General features: G+C 59.9%; 16 protein-coding genes and 1 tRNA gene. 11 read left to right on the forward strand and 6 right to left on the reverse strand.

What is annotated here, in order from left to right:
* Positions 1-51: 51 nt before the first annotated feature.
* Positions 52-1,500: an FAD-linked oxidase C-terminal domain-containing protein gene (locus KX928_RS16975; protein WP_219505028.1), complete on the reverse strand. Its 1,449-nt coding sequence runs from the start codon at positions 1,498-1,500 to the stop codon at positions 52-54.
* A 79-nt stretch (positions 1,501-1,579) separates the two neighbouring features.
* Between KX928_RS16975 and KX928_RS16980 the strand changes: the two genes are divergently transcribed.
* Positions 1,580-2,272, forward strand: a complete 693-nt coding sequence (locus KX928_RS16980; RefSeq protein WP_219505030.1) for a DUF599 domain-containing protein — start codon at positions 1,580-1,582, stop codon at positions 2,270-2,272.
* Between the two features lie 43 nt (positions 2,273-2,315).
* Positions 2,316-2,666 carry a hypothetical protein gene (locus KX928_RS16985; protein WP_219505032.1) on the forward strand — a complete coding sequence of 117 codons (351 nt, stop codon included), beginning with the start codon at positions 2,316-2,318 and terminating at the stop codon, positions 2,664-2,666.
* Positions 2,667-2,699: 33 nt separating this feature from the next.
* Here the strand turns inward: KX928_RS16985 and rlmH are convergent, their stop codons facing one another.
* The 3 genes from rlmH to KX928_RS17000 all read right to left on the reverse strand — a co-directional run bounded on the left by rlmH (position 2,700) and on the right by KX928_RS17000 (position 5,059).
* A complete protein-coding gene (gene rlmH / locus KX928_RS16990) occupies positions 2,700-3,170 on the reverse strand; it encodes a 23S rRNA (pseudouridine(1915)-N(3))-methyltransferase RlmH (RefSeq protein WP_219505034.1) in 471 nt (156 codons plus the stop codon).
* A gap of 24 nt (positions 3,171-3,194) precedes the next feature.
* Positions 3,195-3,563, reverse strand: a complete 369-nt coding sequence (rsfS, locus tag KX928_RS16995; protein WP_219505037.1) for a ribosome silencing factor — start codon at positions 3,561-3,563, stop codon at positions 3,195-3,197.
* A 182-nt stretch (positions 3,564-3,745) separates the two neighbouring features.
* Positions 3,746-5,059, reverse strand: coding sequence for a mechanosensitive ion channel family protein (locus KX928_RS17000; protein ID WP_219505039.1), 1,314 nt, complete (start codon positions 5,057-5,059; stop codon positions 3,746-3,748).
* A gap of 228 nt (positions 5,060-5,287) precedes the next feature.
* Here KX928_RS17000 and leuC point away from each other — a divergent pair, with 228 nt between their 5' ends.
* The 4 genes from leuC (at position 5,288) to KX928_RS17020 (ending at position 9,507) form a co-directional block, all read left to right on the forward strand.
* Complete coding sequence (gene leuC, locus KX928_RS17005) at positions 5,288-6,694, forward strand: 3-isopropylmalate dehydratase large subunit (protein WP_219505041.1); 1,407 nt, start codon at positions 5,288-5,290, stop codon at positions 6,692-6,694.
* Positions 6,694-7,299 (forward strand): 3-isopropylmalate dehydratase small subunit, encoded by a 606-nt coding sequence (gene leuD / locus KX928_RS17010; protein ID WP_219505043.1) that lies wholly within the window; start codon positions 6,694-6,696, stop codon positions 7,297-7,299. Before leuC ends, leuD begins: the two co-directional genes overlap by 1 nt.
* Positions 7,300-7,615: 316 nt before the next feature.
* Positions 7,616-8,458 (forward strand): hypothetical protein, encoded by an 843-nt coding sequence (locus KX928_RS17015; protein ID WP_257883860.1) that lies wholly within the window; start codon positions 7,616-7,618, stop codon positions 8,456-8,458.
* 47 nt (positions 8,459-8,505) lie between these two features.
* Entirely contained in the window at positions 8,506-9,507 is a 1,002-nt protein-coding gene (locus KX928_RS17020; protein ID WP_257883898.1) for an endonuclease/exonuclease/phosphatase family protein, read from the forward strand.
* Here the strand turns inward: KX928_RS17020 and KX928_RS17025 are convergent.
* A complete protein-coding gene (locus KX928_RS17025) occupies positions 9,474-10,166 on the reverse strand; it encodes a DUF2306 domain-containing protein (RefSeq protein ID WP_219505051.1) in 693 nt (230 codons plus the stop codon). The genes KX928_RS17020 and KX928_RS17025 overlap by 34 nt on opposite strands.
* A gap of 180 nt (positions 10,167-10,346) precedes the next feature.
* Here KX928_RS17025 and KX928_RS17030 point away from each other — a divergent pair, with 180 nt between their 5' ends.
* The 5 genes from KX928_RS17030 to KX928_RS17050 all read left to right on the forward strand — a co-directional run bounded on the left by KX928_RS17030 (position 10,347) and on the right by KX928_RS17050 (position 14,135).
* The gene (locus KX928_RS17030) at positions 10,347-11,345 is read left to right on the forward strand and encodes a helix-turn-helix transcriptional regulator (RefSeq protein ID WP_219505054.1); all 999 of its coding nucleotides are present in this window, start codon (positions 10,347-10,349) and stop codon (positions 11,343-11,345) included.
* 90 nt (positions 11,346-11,435) lie between these two features.
* Complete coding sequence (gene leuB / locus KX928_RS17035; RefSeq protein ID WP_219505056.1) at positions 11,436-12,542, forward strand: 3-isopropylmalate dehydrogenase; 1,107 nt, start codon at positions 11,436-11,438, stop codon at positions 12,540-12,542.
* Positions 12,539-13,021: a GNAT family N-acetyltransferase gene (locus KX928_RS17040; protein ID WP_219505059.1), complete on the forward strand. Its 483-nt coding sequence runs from the start codon at positions 12,539-12,541 to the stop codon at positions 13,019-13,021. The genes leuB and KX928_RS17040 overlap by 4 nt, the downstream gene beginning before the upstream one ends.
* A 30-nt stretch (positions 13,022-13,051) precedes the next feature.
* A complete protein-coding gene (locus KX928_RS17045) occupies positions 13,052-14,002 on the forward strand; it encodes a DMT family transporter (protein WP_219505060.1) in 951 nt (316 codons plus the stop codon).
* A gap of 56 nt (positions 14,003-14,058) precedes the next feature.
* Positions 14,059-14,135 (forward strand) — tRNA-Pro (locus KX928_RS17050).
* A gap of 61 nt (positions 14,136-14,196) precedes the next feature.
* On the opposite strand, the gene KX928_RS17055 is transcribed toward KX928_RS17050, so the two are convergent.
* Positions 14,197-14,733 (reverse strand): dihydrofolate reductase family protein, encoded by a 537-nt coding sequence (locus KX928_RS17055; protein WP_219505062.1) that lies wholly within the window; start codon positions 14,731-14,733, stop codon positions 14,197-14,199.
* Positions 14,734-14,766 lie beyond the last annotated feature (33 nt).

Consider the following 14,766-nt stretch of genomic DNA (forward strand, 5'->3'; position numbering starts at 1 on the left):
CATGTCTCGTGTGGGTGAATGTGGTGTTTTGCCCGTCAGCGGCACGGGGGCTCATTCGGCGGCCATGGCAACCGACCGGCGCTGTTCCGAAACCGCAAGCGGGAAAACTTTCGCGGGATTAAGCAGCCATTGCGGGTCAAAGACATCCTTGACGGCCATCTGCGCCTCAAGATCCTCCGGCGCGTATTGGAAGGTCATCAGGTCGCGCTTCTCGATCCCTACGCCGTGCTCGCCGGTCAGGCATCCACCTGCCTCCACGCAAAGCTTCAGCACCTCCGCCCCGAATTCCTCACAGAGTTCGAGATCGCCAGGCTTGTTGGCGTCAAAAAGGATCAGCGGATGCATGTTGCCATCTCCCGCATGGAAAACGTTACCGACCCGCAGACCGTACTCCTTGGACATCTCGCCAATGCGGCGCAGCACGAAAGGCAGGGAGCTGACAGGGATCGTGCCGTCCAGACACATGTAATCATTGATCTGCCCGATGGCGCCGAATGCAGACTTGCGGCCCAGCCAGATCAGCGCACTTTCCTCGGCGGATTTGCTTTCCCGCAATTCAACCGGGTTGTGACGCCGTGCGATCTCCATGATCAAGGAGAGCTGATGATCGATTTCGGCCTCCGACCCCTCCACCTCGACGATCAGCAACGCCTCGCACATCGGATAGCCGGCGTGGGCGAAATTCTCGCAAGTCTCGATGCAAAGTCGGTCCATAAACTCGATCGCCACCGGCAGAACGCCAGCCTTGATGATGTCACTGACGCAGGCACCGGCGACCTCGTTGTCGTCAAAACCCATCAGAACCGGGCGCGCACCTTCGGGTTTTGGCAAGATGCGCAGCGTGGCCTCGGTCACCACGCCCAACTGCCCTTCGGACCCGCAGATCAGACCCAGCAGGTCCAGTCCGCCGCTGTCCATATGGCCCCCGCCGACCTCGACGACCTCCCCGTCCATCATGACCATTGTCACGCCCATCAGGTTATTGGTCGTCACACCGTATTTCAGGCAATGCGCGCCACCCGAGTTCATCGCGATGTTCCCCGCAATGGCACAGGCCAGCTGGCTGGAAGGGTCGGGAGCGTAAAAAAAGCCGTTTTCCTCAACGGCGCCGGTAACGCTCAGGTTCGTGCGTCCGGTCTGCACTTTGATGGTCCGGTTTTCGTAATCCGTCTCCAGCACATCGTTCATGCGGGCGACGCCCAGAATGACGCAATCCGCGGTCGGTAGTGCGCCCCCGGCGAGCGACGTTCCGGAACCGCGCGGGACAACCGGCACGCCTTCTTCATGACAAATGCGCAGAACGTCGGAAACCTCTTGCGTGGTTGTCGGCAGAACCGCCACCATCGGGGGACACTTGTAGGCCGTCAACGCATCGCATTCATAGGCACGCGTCTCCGCCTGATCGTGAATGACGGCATCTGCAGGCAGAGCGCCTTGCAGGCGCGCAACCACCCGGTCCTTGCGCGCCAGGACGCCTGCGTCGGGAATCGGCATTTCCATAGGGAACCCTCCATTTGGTAAAATAATATTACCAATTTCACCCATTGGCAAGTTTTATCGGACCTGCCATGCGTTTGGCATGACATTCATGGACCGCATAGCGCTGTTTCAGCCCGTCGATTTTGCCGCCGTCGGGCTGCTGTTTTTCCTTTGGATCGCTATCGGGTACCGGGTTGAACACCCGTCCGCCAAGCACCTGTCGACCTCCATGATCATGGCGGGCTACCGCAAGGAGTGGATGCGCCAGATGGTGACGCGGGAGCCCCGGATATTCGATGCCCAGATATTGGGCACGCTGCGACAGGGCACCGCCTTTTTTGCCTCAACCTGTGTCATCGGCATCGGCGGCTGCCTGGCATTGATCGGCAATGCAGAACGGCTTGCAGGTGTGGCCGCGGATATTACCCTGATGAACCATCCGGAAATCGTGTGGGAACTCAAGATCATCGTCATGACGATTTTCCTGACCAATGCCTTCCTGAAGTTCGTCTGGGCCAACAGGCTGTTCGGATATTGCTCGGTGCTCATGGCCGCGGTGCCGAATGACCCCGACCACGCCGAGGCCTACAAACGGGCTGAACAGGCCGCGCATATCAACATCACGGCGGCCAAGGGGTTCAACCGCGGATTGCGGTCGATCTACTTTGCGCTCGCCTCTGCCGCGTGGCTTGCAGGGCCGATTCCCCTCATGCTCGCATCTGTGATCACGGTCACTGTTATTTGGCGCAGAGAATTCGCATCATACTCTCGCAAAATTCTGTTGAACCCTTAGATTACGCGGAAAGTTGCCGAAACGGGTCGATTGGTAGTGTCACATGAAGTATCTCAGTCTTGTTTTTATAATCCTCGCCTTGCCCGCCTGGGCAGAACCACCGCAAATTGAGAACGTAAAGGCCACCCGCACGGGTAGCGGCTGGCGGTTTGATGTCACGATCTCTCATCCCGACACCGGATGGGATCACTACGCCGACGCGTGGCGCGTTCTGGACATGCAGGGAAACCAGCTGGCGATCCGTGAACTGGCGCATCCCCACGTGGAGGAACAGCCCTTCACCCGCTCGCTTTCCGGCATTCAAATCCCGGAAGGCACAACGCAGGTTCTGGTTCAGGCGCGTGACCTGCCGGGCGGCTGGAACCCCAAGGCGACCATTGTCACCCTGCCGTAACGCGGCAAAATGACCAGTCGGCAAGCACCGCGATCATTCGCGGTGATAGGGCGCGCCGGACAAGATGGACGCCGCCCGGTAAAGCTGTTCAGCGAGCATGACCCGCACCAGCATATGCGGCCAGACCATTTTGCCGAAAGACAGCAGGATATCCGCCTCGGCGCGCAGTTCTGGTGCTATGCCATCCGCGCCGCCGATCAGAAAAGCCACGTCAGAACGACCGGTATCCCGCCAGTCTGCCAGCCGCTTTGCGAAATCTGGTGATGTCATGGCACGCCCGCGTTCATCCAGCGCCACCACCACGCACCCCTTGGGCAGGGCACGCCTGAGCAATCCGGCCTCGCCAGCCATTCCGGACGCTTTTCGGTCATCGACTTCGACGACGCGCGCGGGGCCGAAACCGAGGGTACGACCGGTGCGGCCGAACCGCATCAGGTAATCGTCAATGAGATCTTTTTGCGGCCCGGCACGCAGTCGGCCCACCGCAATGATATGCACACGCATCAGCTCACAACCAACTGCGCCTGATCAGTTGGCCGCAGACTCCGGCCCGTCCATGGGCTGCCACATCTTTTCAAGCTGATAGAACTCGCGCACTTCCGGACGGAAGACATGCACGATCACATCACCGGTGTCGATGAGCACCCAATCTCCGGTTTCCTTGCCTTCCATCTTGGCCGTGAAGCCGAATTCATCTTTGACCGTCTGCGCAAGCTTTTCGGAAATCGACGCCACCTGACGCGTCGAACGCCCGGAGCAGATTACCATATAGTCGCCGATCTCTGTCTTGCCGCGCAGGTCAATCTGCACGATCTCTTCGGCCTTAACGTCTTGAAGGGATGAAAGGATTGTCGCCAGGAGCTTTTCGCTTGTGGCTGTGTTGGTTGCGGCGGTCATTACCGCAGACCCGGTTTGAGCAGCATTTGCTGCGTCAGCGTGGATAGACAGGACATCGTCCTCCTTTGAACGCGCCGCCAGACCCCCGGCGCTGGGGTGCTTCAAGGGTAACAATACGGCTGCGACATTTCAATGACAGGCTTGTGGATAAGTTAACCTTACGTCCCGTGACGGGCGAAAATCTACGTATCTTCCAGCATGCGGACTTCCCGCTGCGGGAAGGGAATCGAGATGTCGTTTTCCTTGAAAACATCCCAAAGCGCCAGATACACGTTGCCGCGGATATTCGTCAGCCCCCCCGTCGGGTCGCGAATCCAGAAGCGCAGGATGTAGTCGACCGAACTGTCCCCGAAGCCCACGATGTGACAGACGGGCAGCTTGGGATGTGACAGCACCCGGTCCACATCGGCCGCCGCCTCGATCGCCAGTTTGCGCACAAGGTGCGGGTCGCAGCCATAAGAAGTGCCAAAGAAGATATCCAGCCGCACGTATTCGTTCGAATGGGACCAGTTGACCACCTGCCCGGTGATCAGGTCCTCGTTCGGGATCAGGTATTCCTTGCCGTCCCGCGTGACCACCGAGACATAGCGCGCACCCAGCGCATTGATCCAGCCAAAGGTCTCTCCCAGAGAGATCACGTCCCCCGGTTTGATCGACTTGTCCAGCAGGATGATCACACCGGAGACAAGGTTCGACACAACCTTTTGCAACCCGAAACCAAGGCCGACGCCGATGGCACCTGAGAGCACCGCGAGACCTGTCAGGTCGATCCCGACCGCCTTGACCCCCATGAAGAACGCAAAGCCATAAAGCGTGATCTGTACCGCCTTTACGGCCAGCACCTGCATCGAGGGGCTGATATCTTCATTCTTGCGGATACTGGACGCGGTGGTGGAACTGATCAGCCGGGCAACGGTAAAAAACACGCCGATAACAACTGCCGCGCTGATCAATGTCAGCAACGACAGATGAAAATCGCCCACGTCCAGCGCAATGTCGTCGAGAAATTCGGAAACCTCGTCCGACACGCCCACGAAATATAGCGTGGCGTATATCCACAGGCCCCAAGTCACCAGCCGTCGCAGGAACCGGTTGCGCACGAAACGCGCAGCGTAGGCGATACAGGTCCAGACCACCGCCAGCGTGGCCGCCAGCCCGATGAAATAAGACCGCGACGGCCATGTGACCTGCTGCATGACGAGGTAAAGACCGCCCGACAGAACGGCAAACCAGATCAACCCCATGCGCCGCTTGATCTGCACGATCATGCGCAGTTGCCATTTCGACCAGCCTTCGCGCGCGCGCACCTGGTTTTCGATCACGCGGCCAGACAGGATGTGCAGGAAGTAACAAGCCACCGCGAGGCCCAGAACGATCAATATCTGATTCTGGCGCCATCCCGGGGTCAGGACGCTCTGGATAAAGCTGGTGAAAAGGAACCAGATTTCGTCGACGGACATCAATGCCGCGGCAAAGGGTTCTTCTTCAGCCTCCATTTCTGCTCCTTTTCTTCGAAATTGGCACAGTCGGGCGCATCCCACAACCCGCCAACCCTTGCGGCACTGCCTTGCGCACTGTATCTGAAGCGCATGACACGCATCGTTGATATGGATGACCGCGCGCGCCTGCGTGAACGCTTCTTCGGAGCGACCCATACCGTGCTGGCGCGACTATAAGCGCGCGCTTCACCCATCTGACCTGTTTCACATCACGGGAGAGGACCAATGTCCCCCAAAACGCTCTATGATAAAATCTGGGATGCCCATGTCGCGCATGAAGCCGACGATGGCACCTGCCTGCTCTATATCGACCGCCACCTCGTGCACGAGGTCACATCCCCGCAGGCCTTTGAAGGGCTGCGCCTGTCCGGCCGCAAGGTGCGCGCACCGGAAAAGACCATCGCGGTGCCGGACCATAACGTGCCCACGACAGCCGGGCGCGAAGATCCTTCGAACATGACAGAAGACAGTGCCGTTCAGGTGGCGGCGCTCGACACCAATGCCAAGGACTTCGGCATTCATTACTACCCGGTGTCTGACGTCCGCCAGGGCATTGTGCACATTGTGGGCCCGGAGCAGGGCTGGACCCTGCCCGGCATGACCGTGGTCTGCGGCGACAGCCACACCGCAACCCATGGGGCCTTTGGTGCACTGGCGCATGGCATCGGCACCTCCGAGGTGGAACATGTACTGGCCACCCAGACGCTGATCCAGAAGAAATCGAAGAATATGAAGGTGGAGATCACCGGCAAATTGCGCCCCGGCGTGACCGCCAAGGACATCACCCTTTCCGTGATCGGCGCGACCGGTACCGCGGGTGGCACCGGCTACGTGATCGAATATTGCGGCGAAGCGATCCGCGATCTGTCGATGGAAGGGCGGATGACCGTCTGCAACATGGCCATCGAGGGCGGCGCCCGTGCCGGTCTGATCGCGCCGGATGAAAAGACCTTCGCATACTGCAAGGGCCGTCCGCATGCGCCGAAGGGCGCACAGTGGGAAGCGGCAATGGACTGGTGGAAGACGCTCTATTCCGATGATGACGCGGCATGGGACAAAGTGGTCACGCTGAAAGGCGAAGATATCGCGCCGGTGGTGACATGGGGTACGTCCCCTGAAGATGTGCTGCCGATCACGGCTGTCGTACCTGCACCGGACGAATTCGAGGGGGGCAAGGTGGACGCCGCACGGCGGTCGCTCGATTACATGGGTCTCACGCCCGGCACGCGCCTGAGCGATATCGAAATCGATACCGTCTTTATCGGTTCCTGCACAAACGGCCGGATTGAGGACCTGCGCGCTGCCGCGGAAATTCTCAAAGGCAAGAAGATCAAGGAAGGTCTGCGCGCCATGGTCGTGCCGGGATCGGGCCTTGTAAGGGCCCAGGCCGAGGAAGAAGGTCTTGCGGAAATCTTCAAGGACGCCGGGTTCGAATGGCGGCTTGCTGGGTGCTCGATGTGTCTGGCGATGAATCCTGACCAATTGAGCGAAGGCGAGCGCTGTGCCTCGACTTCCAATCGCAACTTCGAGGGGCGTCAGGGTTACAAGGGCCGCACGCACCTGGTGTCGCCGGGCATGGCCGCAGCGGCAGCGATCACAGGCAAACTCACAGACGTGCGGGAGATGATGTAATGGACAAGTTCAACACCCTCACCGGGATCGCGGCCCCGATGCCGCTGGTGAACATCGACACCGACATGATCATCCCCAAGCAGTTCCTCAAGACCATCAAGCGGTCGGGTCTTGGTGCGAACCTTTTCGACGAGATGCGGTTTGACCGCAAGGGCAACGAGATCCCCGATTTCGTGCTGAACAAGCCACAGTACCGCGACACCGAGATCCTTGTGGCGGGAGAGAACTTCGGATGCGGGTCCTCACGCGAGCACGCGCCATGGGCGATCAAGGATTTCGGGATAAGATGCGTGATCGCACCCTCCTATGCCGATATTTTTTATAACAACTGTTTCAAGAACGGCATCCTGCCAATCGCGCTGCCACAAGAGCAGGTGGACGTTTTGATGAAAGACGCGGAAAAAGGCGCAAATGCGCGAATGACCGTTGATCTTGACGCTCAGACGATCACAACATCCGATGGCGAGATTTTCACCTTCGACGTCGATCCGTTCAAAAAGCACTGTTTGATGAACGGGTTAGACGACATTGGCCTGACGATGGAGAAAGCTGGCGCCATTGACACCTACGAGGCACACGCGTCGCAGGCCCGTCCCTGGGTTTGATCCGCAAAAAGCGGCAGGTTGCCGTTTCAGCGACAATGACAAACAATTAACACCTTTGTAGTAGGCGCCCCAGCGGCGCCCACTACATGTTGGGTCATGCCTGTTTTCTGCCACAGTATTGATGCAAGAAGGCACCACCCATTCCCTCAAAACGCCAAATGGATTGCGTCTTGTTAACCACGAGACTTGCGAAACTATGACGAATGATGTCACAAATGGGGCAAGAATGAGGCAGCAGACCACCGCCCCGGTGGCATCAAGTTGGGACAAGGACGCGGCAACGCATCGCGCCTGGCCAGTTTGAAGGGAAGAACGAATGATCGTACGTATGTCAGGCGCTTTGATGCGCGGGCTGTTGGTTGCACTTCTGATTGCAACGCCGGCATTGCTCTTGCCGGACGTGGCCTCAGATCAGTCGCAGATCGTGGTGCTCGCTGCCCTGCTGGCCGCCTTCCTTACCTTCGTGGAATACAATTCAAACGCCCCGAGCATCGTGGAGTTCCGGGACGCCGCCCCGTTTAACAGGATGCGGTTCGTCGCCCTGTTCCTGACGGTCTTCCTGTTGACCGCCATCGCTTCCGGCAAGGCGGAACCGACATCACTGAGCCACGCGATCACCTCGGTTGGAACGATCATCGGCAATGCAATCGATTTCCCCTACTCCCCGGTGCGGTTGATCGTCCTGATGCTGCCATATGATTCATCGGCTGACACCATCAGCCGCGTGCGGTCAGCGGCTGGCATTTCCTACCTGATTTCCCTGATGGCGATGATCGCCTTCGTCGCCTCGGTCAGGCTTTGGGGCTGGCCGGTACGCAAGGGCGCCTTTAACGTGTGGGTCAATCTACCGCGTTTCGACCCCACCACCGGCGGTGACGTGCTGGACCGTTTGCAACGCGATGCCCGTTTCAACATCGCCCTGGGATTTCTGTTGCCCTTTGTCATACCGGCGGTGGTCAAAGCAACGTCCGATCTGGTAGACCCGATCTCGTTGCAAGATCCGCAAACGCTTATCTGGACGATGACAGCATGGGCTTTCCTTCCCGCCAGCATGATCATGCGCGGCATTGCCTTGAGCCGGATCGCGAGCATGATCCACGAAAAGCGCCGCCGCGCCTACAAGAATGCGGCCAAAGACATCGAATTTCAAACCGCCTGATCGCGGCAGCGCTGGCGCTTGCCGGTTCCTCGGTTGCAGCGGGTGACCTGCGGGTCGCGACCTATAACACCGAGCTTCAGCGCAAGGGGCCGGGGTTGCTGTTGCGCGATATCCTGCGGGGTGAAGACGACCAGGTCGCCGCAACGCTGCGGGTCATCGCCGAGGTGGATGCCGACATTCTGGTCCTACAGGGTTTCGACTACGATCTGACAGGCGCGGCACTCTCCGCTTACGTGAAAGCGCTCGCAGAGGCCGGTGCCCACTACCCCCACCAATTCGCAGGGCGCCCCAACACCGGTATGGCCACCGGGCTGGATATGGACGGCAACGGCAAGCTGGGCGAACCCCGCGACGCGCAGGGCTATGGGCAATTCTCCGGGCAGGGAGGCATGGCGATACTGTCCCGCTATCCGATCATGACGGGCGAGGTGCAGGACTTCAGCTCCCTGCTGTGGCGGGACGTACCGGACGCACTGTTGCCAATCACCGACAACGGGCCATTTCCGTCCGAAGAGGTTCAGGCGATACAGCGGCTGTCGACCACCGCGCATTGGGTTGTCCCTGTCGATGTGCCGGATACCGGACGTGTATCGCTGATGACCTTTCACGCCAGCCCGCCGGTTTTTGACGGGCCGGAGGATCGCAACGGCAGGCGCAATCATGACGAGATCATGTTCTGGCAGCATTATCTGGCCGGTGCATTTGGGCCTGCCCCCGGCGAGGCCTTCATCCTTCTGGGGGATTTCAATCAGGATCGCCGTGGCGGCGAAGGATTGAAAGCGGCCATTGCCACGATTCTGGATGATCCGAGGCTGCAGGACCCGCGACCCGCCAGCCGGGGCAGCGAAATCGTCTCCGGCGACGCTCTGGATACCGTTGACTGGGATGATCCCGTGCCGGGAAACCTGCGCGTGGACTACGTCCTTCCGTCTGTCGACTGGCGTGTCACGGGCGCGGGGGTGGTATGGCCCGATCCGGCCACGCCGATGGGTCTGGTCGCGGCACAAGCCAGCCGTCATCGGCTCGTCTGGGTCGATCTGGCGCGATAGGTCTGCACGCGCGAACGCGCCATCCACACTTCCAGTACAATCAGATATGGGAGGTAGAACGCCACATTTTGCACGATATCGAAGGCGCCGTCGAAAGTGGCGGTGGATGCCACACCCCCCGTCACCGCGTACCACAGGCCATAGTGCACCCGGTAAAGCCATGATCCCAGGCTCAGCACGAAAAGGCGCAACGCCCATTGACGATGAGTGGCGAAACGACCGGCGCGCGCATGCCGCACCGCCTGGATGGCGCAGAGGGTCAGCAACGCACCGTAAACACCGAACCCGGCATCCATCCAGAGGCCGCCGATCGTGCCACGCAACACGATAAAGACGAGCCCGCCTAGGCCGGTCAGGCAGGCGGCACCCACCAGAACCCGGCCGCTCCAGCGATGCAGCACGGGCCATTTCTGCCGCATCCCTGTCAAGAGTTGCAGGGGCGCACATGCCGTCAGAACCCCGCCCAGCACCATATGTCCGAAGATAGCAGCATTGCTGAAACCCCGGCCCGCTTCATAAAATCGGCTGTCGATGTCGGGCGACGCGGACAGCCCTTCGACGCCCGCCCGCAGCGCATGCAGCACGAAAGGTAGCATCAGCAGAACCAGCCCGCACATGCCGACACTTACCAGGTAATGGCGCGTTCGGCTTTTTGGCATCGGTCTCTCCCGTTCGGGTGGTAACCCACGACATGACAAAGCAATTGCGCCCGGCCGCGTAGTTGGCTTGCAAATCACGCCAAACCATTAACAATTTGCGCCATTCTATTCGGCCCGCGTGGCAGACTGTACTAGGACATACCACATGGAGTTTTTCCAGCCATCTTCAGGATGCCTCTTATGAGCCGACACCCCGTTTTTCCTGCCGCACAGCAAACCCGGTTGATGTGCAAGCTGCTCGGCGTGTCCGAGGCGCGGGTTTTGCGGCGCGCCGGTGTCCGGTCGGACTATCTGGAGGGGGAAGACACCGGCATCGATGGCCGGGGATATTTCGCCTTGTGGGAGGCGACCATCCGGGAAAGCGGCCACGACGATATGCTGATACATCTTGCGAAAACCGCGGCCATCAGGCCCTGCAACTCGCCGATGATCGCATTCACCAGCAGCCCCATTGTGCGCGAGGGGTTGGAAAGACTGGCCTTGTTCAAGCCGCTCGTGGCGCCCATCAGGCTGACCATCCGTGACACCCCGCATGGCCTGTCAGTTGTTTTTGAGACGTCCAGCCCCACCCTGAAGATGACCGACAGCTTCCGGTTGTTCGAACTGATCTACTTCGTCGAAATCGTCCGGGTGTATACCGGGGAGAACGTTGTTCCGGCGTCGGTCACGGGACCCCCGGCAGGCAAGCTGCACGACCGGCTGAGCGAATACTTTGGCCGCGTGCCGAAAGTCTCTCCGCGCACCGAACTGGTTTTTGACAGGGACCATGCGGCACTGCCCCTGATCTCGGCCAGTGACGCGCTCTGGCAGGACTTTGAACCGACCTTGCAACGCCTGCTGGCCCGCACCGTCACACCAAAAACAACGGCAGAGCGTGTGGAGGTCGCCCTCAGAGACCTGCTGCCAGCCGGGAAAGCCACGGCCGATGACGTCTGTGCACAGCTGCATATGAGCCGCCGCAGCCTGCAACGACGGTTGCAACAGGAAGGCAAAAGCTACCGTGCCGTTCTCGATGCGACCCGCGTGGATATGGCCAAAGCCTATCTGGCGGAGGGTGACATCAGCGTCGAGGAAATCTCTTATCTTCTCGCATACCGGGATCCCAATTCATTTTATCGCGCGTTCCAGAACTGGACAGGCATGACGCCGATGCAGGCACGCGTAAAACAGTTGAGCTGACAGACTGCGCGTATTCTCCCGCGCCGCTTCTTGACCCTGACCGGGTCGCGCGGTAGGCCGCTGGCACCATCTTGATGCAGGAGACATGCCATGGCCAACCCAACCCTTCTTATCCTCGCTGGCGACGGAATCGGCCCGGAAGTCATGGGACAGGTCAAACGCGTCATTGACTGGTTTGGCACAAAGCGCAACCTTGCTTTCGATGTCAGCGAAGATCTGGTGGGCGGTGCCGCCTATGACGCGCACGGCACGCCCCTGCACGATGACACGATGGCCAAGGCGCTGGCGGCGGACGCGGTGCTTCTTGGTGCGGTGGGTGGCCCCAAGTACGACGCGTTGGATTTCAGCGTGAAGCCCGAACGCGGCCTGCTGCGCCTGCGCAAGGAGATGGATCTGTTCTCCAACCTGCGCCCGGCCCAGTGCTTTGATGCGCTGGCGGATTTCTCTTCGCTGAAAAAGGACGTGGTCGCAGGTCTCGACATCATGATCGTGCGTGAGTTGACATCCGGCGTCTACTTCGGGGAGCCTCGCGGCATTTTCGAGGAGGGCAATGAGCGCGTCGGCATCAATACCCAGCGCTATACCGAGGGTGAAATCGACCGGGTCGCCCGCTCTGCGTTCGAGCTGGCCCGCCGCCGTAACAAGAAAGTCTGCTCGATGGAAAAAGCCAACGTGATGGAAAGCGGTATCCTGTGGCGTGAAGTGGTGCAAAAGGTGCGGGACGCGGATTATCCCGACATCGAGCTGTCACACATGTACGCGGACAATGGCGCGATGCAGCTGGTCCGCGCCCCCAAGCAGTTCGATGTGATCCTGACAGACAACCTCTTTGGCGACATCCTGTCGGATTGTGCCGCGATGCTGACCGGGTCATTGGGCATGCTGCCGTCGGCCAGCCTTGGCGCCCCGACGGATACCGGCCGGCCCCGCGCGCTTTACGAGCCCGTGCACGGGTCGGCACCCGACATCGCCGGACAGGGCAAGGCAAACCCGATCGCCTGCATTCTCAGTTTTGCGATGGCGCTGCGCTATTCGTTCGACCGGGGCGACGAGGCGGCCCGTCTGGAAGCGGCCATCGAAACAGTACTGGCCGACGGTGCCCGCACCGCCGACCTGATGGGCGAAGAAGGCGGGACCCCGATCAGCACAACCGAAATGGGCGATGCAATTCTGAGTGCCCTAGACGCAAGTTTGTGACGGTAACGGTCCGGCTGTTTTGCGAAGCGGATGCCGATGCATTCCTTGCGGTGCACCGGGCCTGTTTGGTGCACTACGGTATTGAACCCGCGACCAACGCGCAGGAGGCGCGGCTCCTTTCGCTTCTGGTTGCCGAACGGCACATGGCGTGCCACCTTGCCTTCGACGACGCCCTGCCCGTCGGATTTGCCACGTGGGGGTTGAATTTTCCGGCAGGTGCCGGTGTTTCATTGGTGATGAAAGAACTCTTTGTCCGCTCCGGCGCCCGGAAAAAAGGCGTCGGTAGGGCCTTGCTTTCCGCGCTGATTGATGTTGCACGTGACGAGGGATGCACGCGGTTTGACTGGGCGACGGATGGCTCCAACGACGGGTCACAGCAGTTCTACGCTTCTCTGGCAGCCCCCAAGATGACAAAGCAGAACTACCGGGTCCCACGGACCGAATTTGATGCGTTTCAGGCGCGTATTGACCAAAAATAGACACCGATAAGAAGACCGAGAGAGATCGCAATGACACCGAACACCAAGGGCGCCCTCCTTGCACTCACTGCCTTCGGTATTTTCGCCAGCCACGATGTGATCATCAAGGTGCTCGGCGGGGCCTACTCCCCGGTGCTCATCGTTTTCTTCAGCGTTCTGTTCAGCTTTCCGCTGGCGATGCTGTATCTGCTTCGGGATGCAACGCCGGGCACGCTGATCCCCAAGCATCCATGGTGGATGGCGGCAAGGACCGTCGCGGCCGTCATCACGGGCTTTTGCGCGTTTTACGCCTTCTCGGTGCTGCCGCTTGCCCAGGTCTATGCCATTCTCTTTGCCTCCCCCCTGCTGATCACCATCCTCGCAATCCCGATCTTGGGAGAACCGGTGAAGCTGCGGCGCTGGATCGCCGTGGCTGTTGGCCTGACCGGCGTTCTTGTCGTGCTCAGACCCGGCAGTGCCGAGCTTGGACTGGGGCATCTGGCGGCGATGATATCGGCGATTTGCGGGTCGTTTGCGTCGATCATCGTGCGCAAGATCGGGCGCGAGGAACGCACGGTGGTGATCATGCTTTACCCGATGATGGCCAACTTCGTCGTGATGGCCGCGCTGCTGCCGTTTGTGTATGAACCGCTGCCGCTGGCAGACCTCGGCAAACTCGGTGTCATTGCGCTTCTGGCGTGGACAGCGGGTCGTTTCCTGATCGCCGCCTACAACGTCGGCGAGGCGGTTGTTGTCGCCCCGATGCAATACTCGCAAATCATCTGGGCATCGTTCTACGGGTTGCTGTTCTTTGACGAGACGCCCGACAATCCGACGATCATCGGGTCCGCGATCATTATCGCCAGTGGCCTGTTCATTGTTCTGCGCGAAAGCAAGGCGCCAGGTTCGGAACAACCCGTCCTGCGCACGCGCTCACGGCCGGAAACGGGGACAACGCCGCGTGTATCCCCCTTCCTGCGCATGGACAGGCGCGGCAAGTAGTCGATCCTGACCATCTTGCCAAATTCAGTTGGGAACGCTACTGCCAACATATCGGTCGGGCTGTAGCGCAGCCTGGTAGCGCACCTGCTTCGGGAGCAGGGGGTCGGAGGTTCGAATCCTCTCAGCCCGACCAATCTCCTTCTCTCTCATGCATGACGAGGCTACGGGACTGCCGCGCGGCGGCCTCTCCCAGGTCAGCGTTTTTCGTAGATCGACATGACGACACCGTTGCCCGAGGTCTCACATTTCTTCGGTTTCAGCGACCGTTGCGCGGTGCCCCCTTCGAACACCCGTTTGCCCGCGCCAACGACGACCGGAAAGATCCAGAGGCGAAATTTGTCAATAAGATCATCCGCAAGGAGTGTTTGAACAAGGGTCGCGCCGCCGTGCACCTGGAACGAAGGACCTACTTGCGCCTTTAATGCCGCGATCCCGGCCTGGACATCACCAGTGACAAGATGCGGGTTGCGCCACCTCAATTCCGGCGCGCCGTCCGAAACAACGTTTTTCCGCGCGGCGTTCATACGGGCCGTGACCAAGCTCTCATCCACCTTGAACCAGTGCGCCGCGAAACTCTCGTAAGCTCTTCTGCAGAAGAGAAAATCACAAGGTGTCGCCATCGCTTCACGCTGCACCGTTGCCATGACGTCCTGATAGTAGGGCGCTGCCCAGCCGCCCTTGTCAAACCCGTCCGACCGATCTCGCCGGCGCTTGTCTAACGTCAGCGCCAATGGGACAGATTAGGTCGATTTGATGAGGGAGGG

This window comes from Roseobacter insulae (assembly GCF_019375555.1).
In the GTDB taxonomy this organism is placed as follows: domain Bacteria; phylum Pseudomonadota; class Alphaproteobacteria; order Rhodobacterales; family Rhodobacteraceae; genus Roseobacter; species Roseobacter insulae.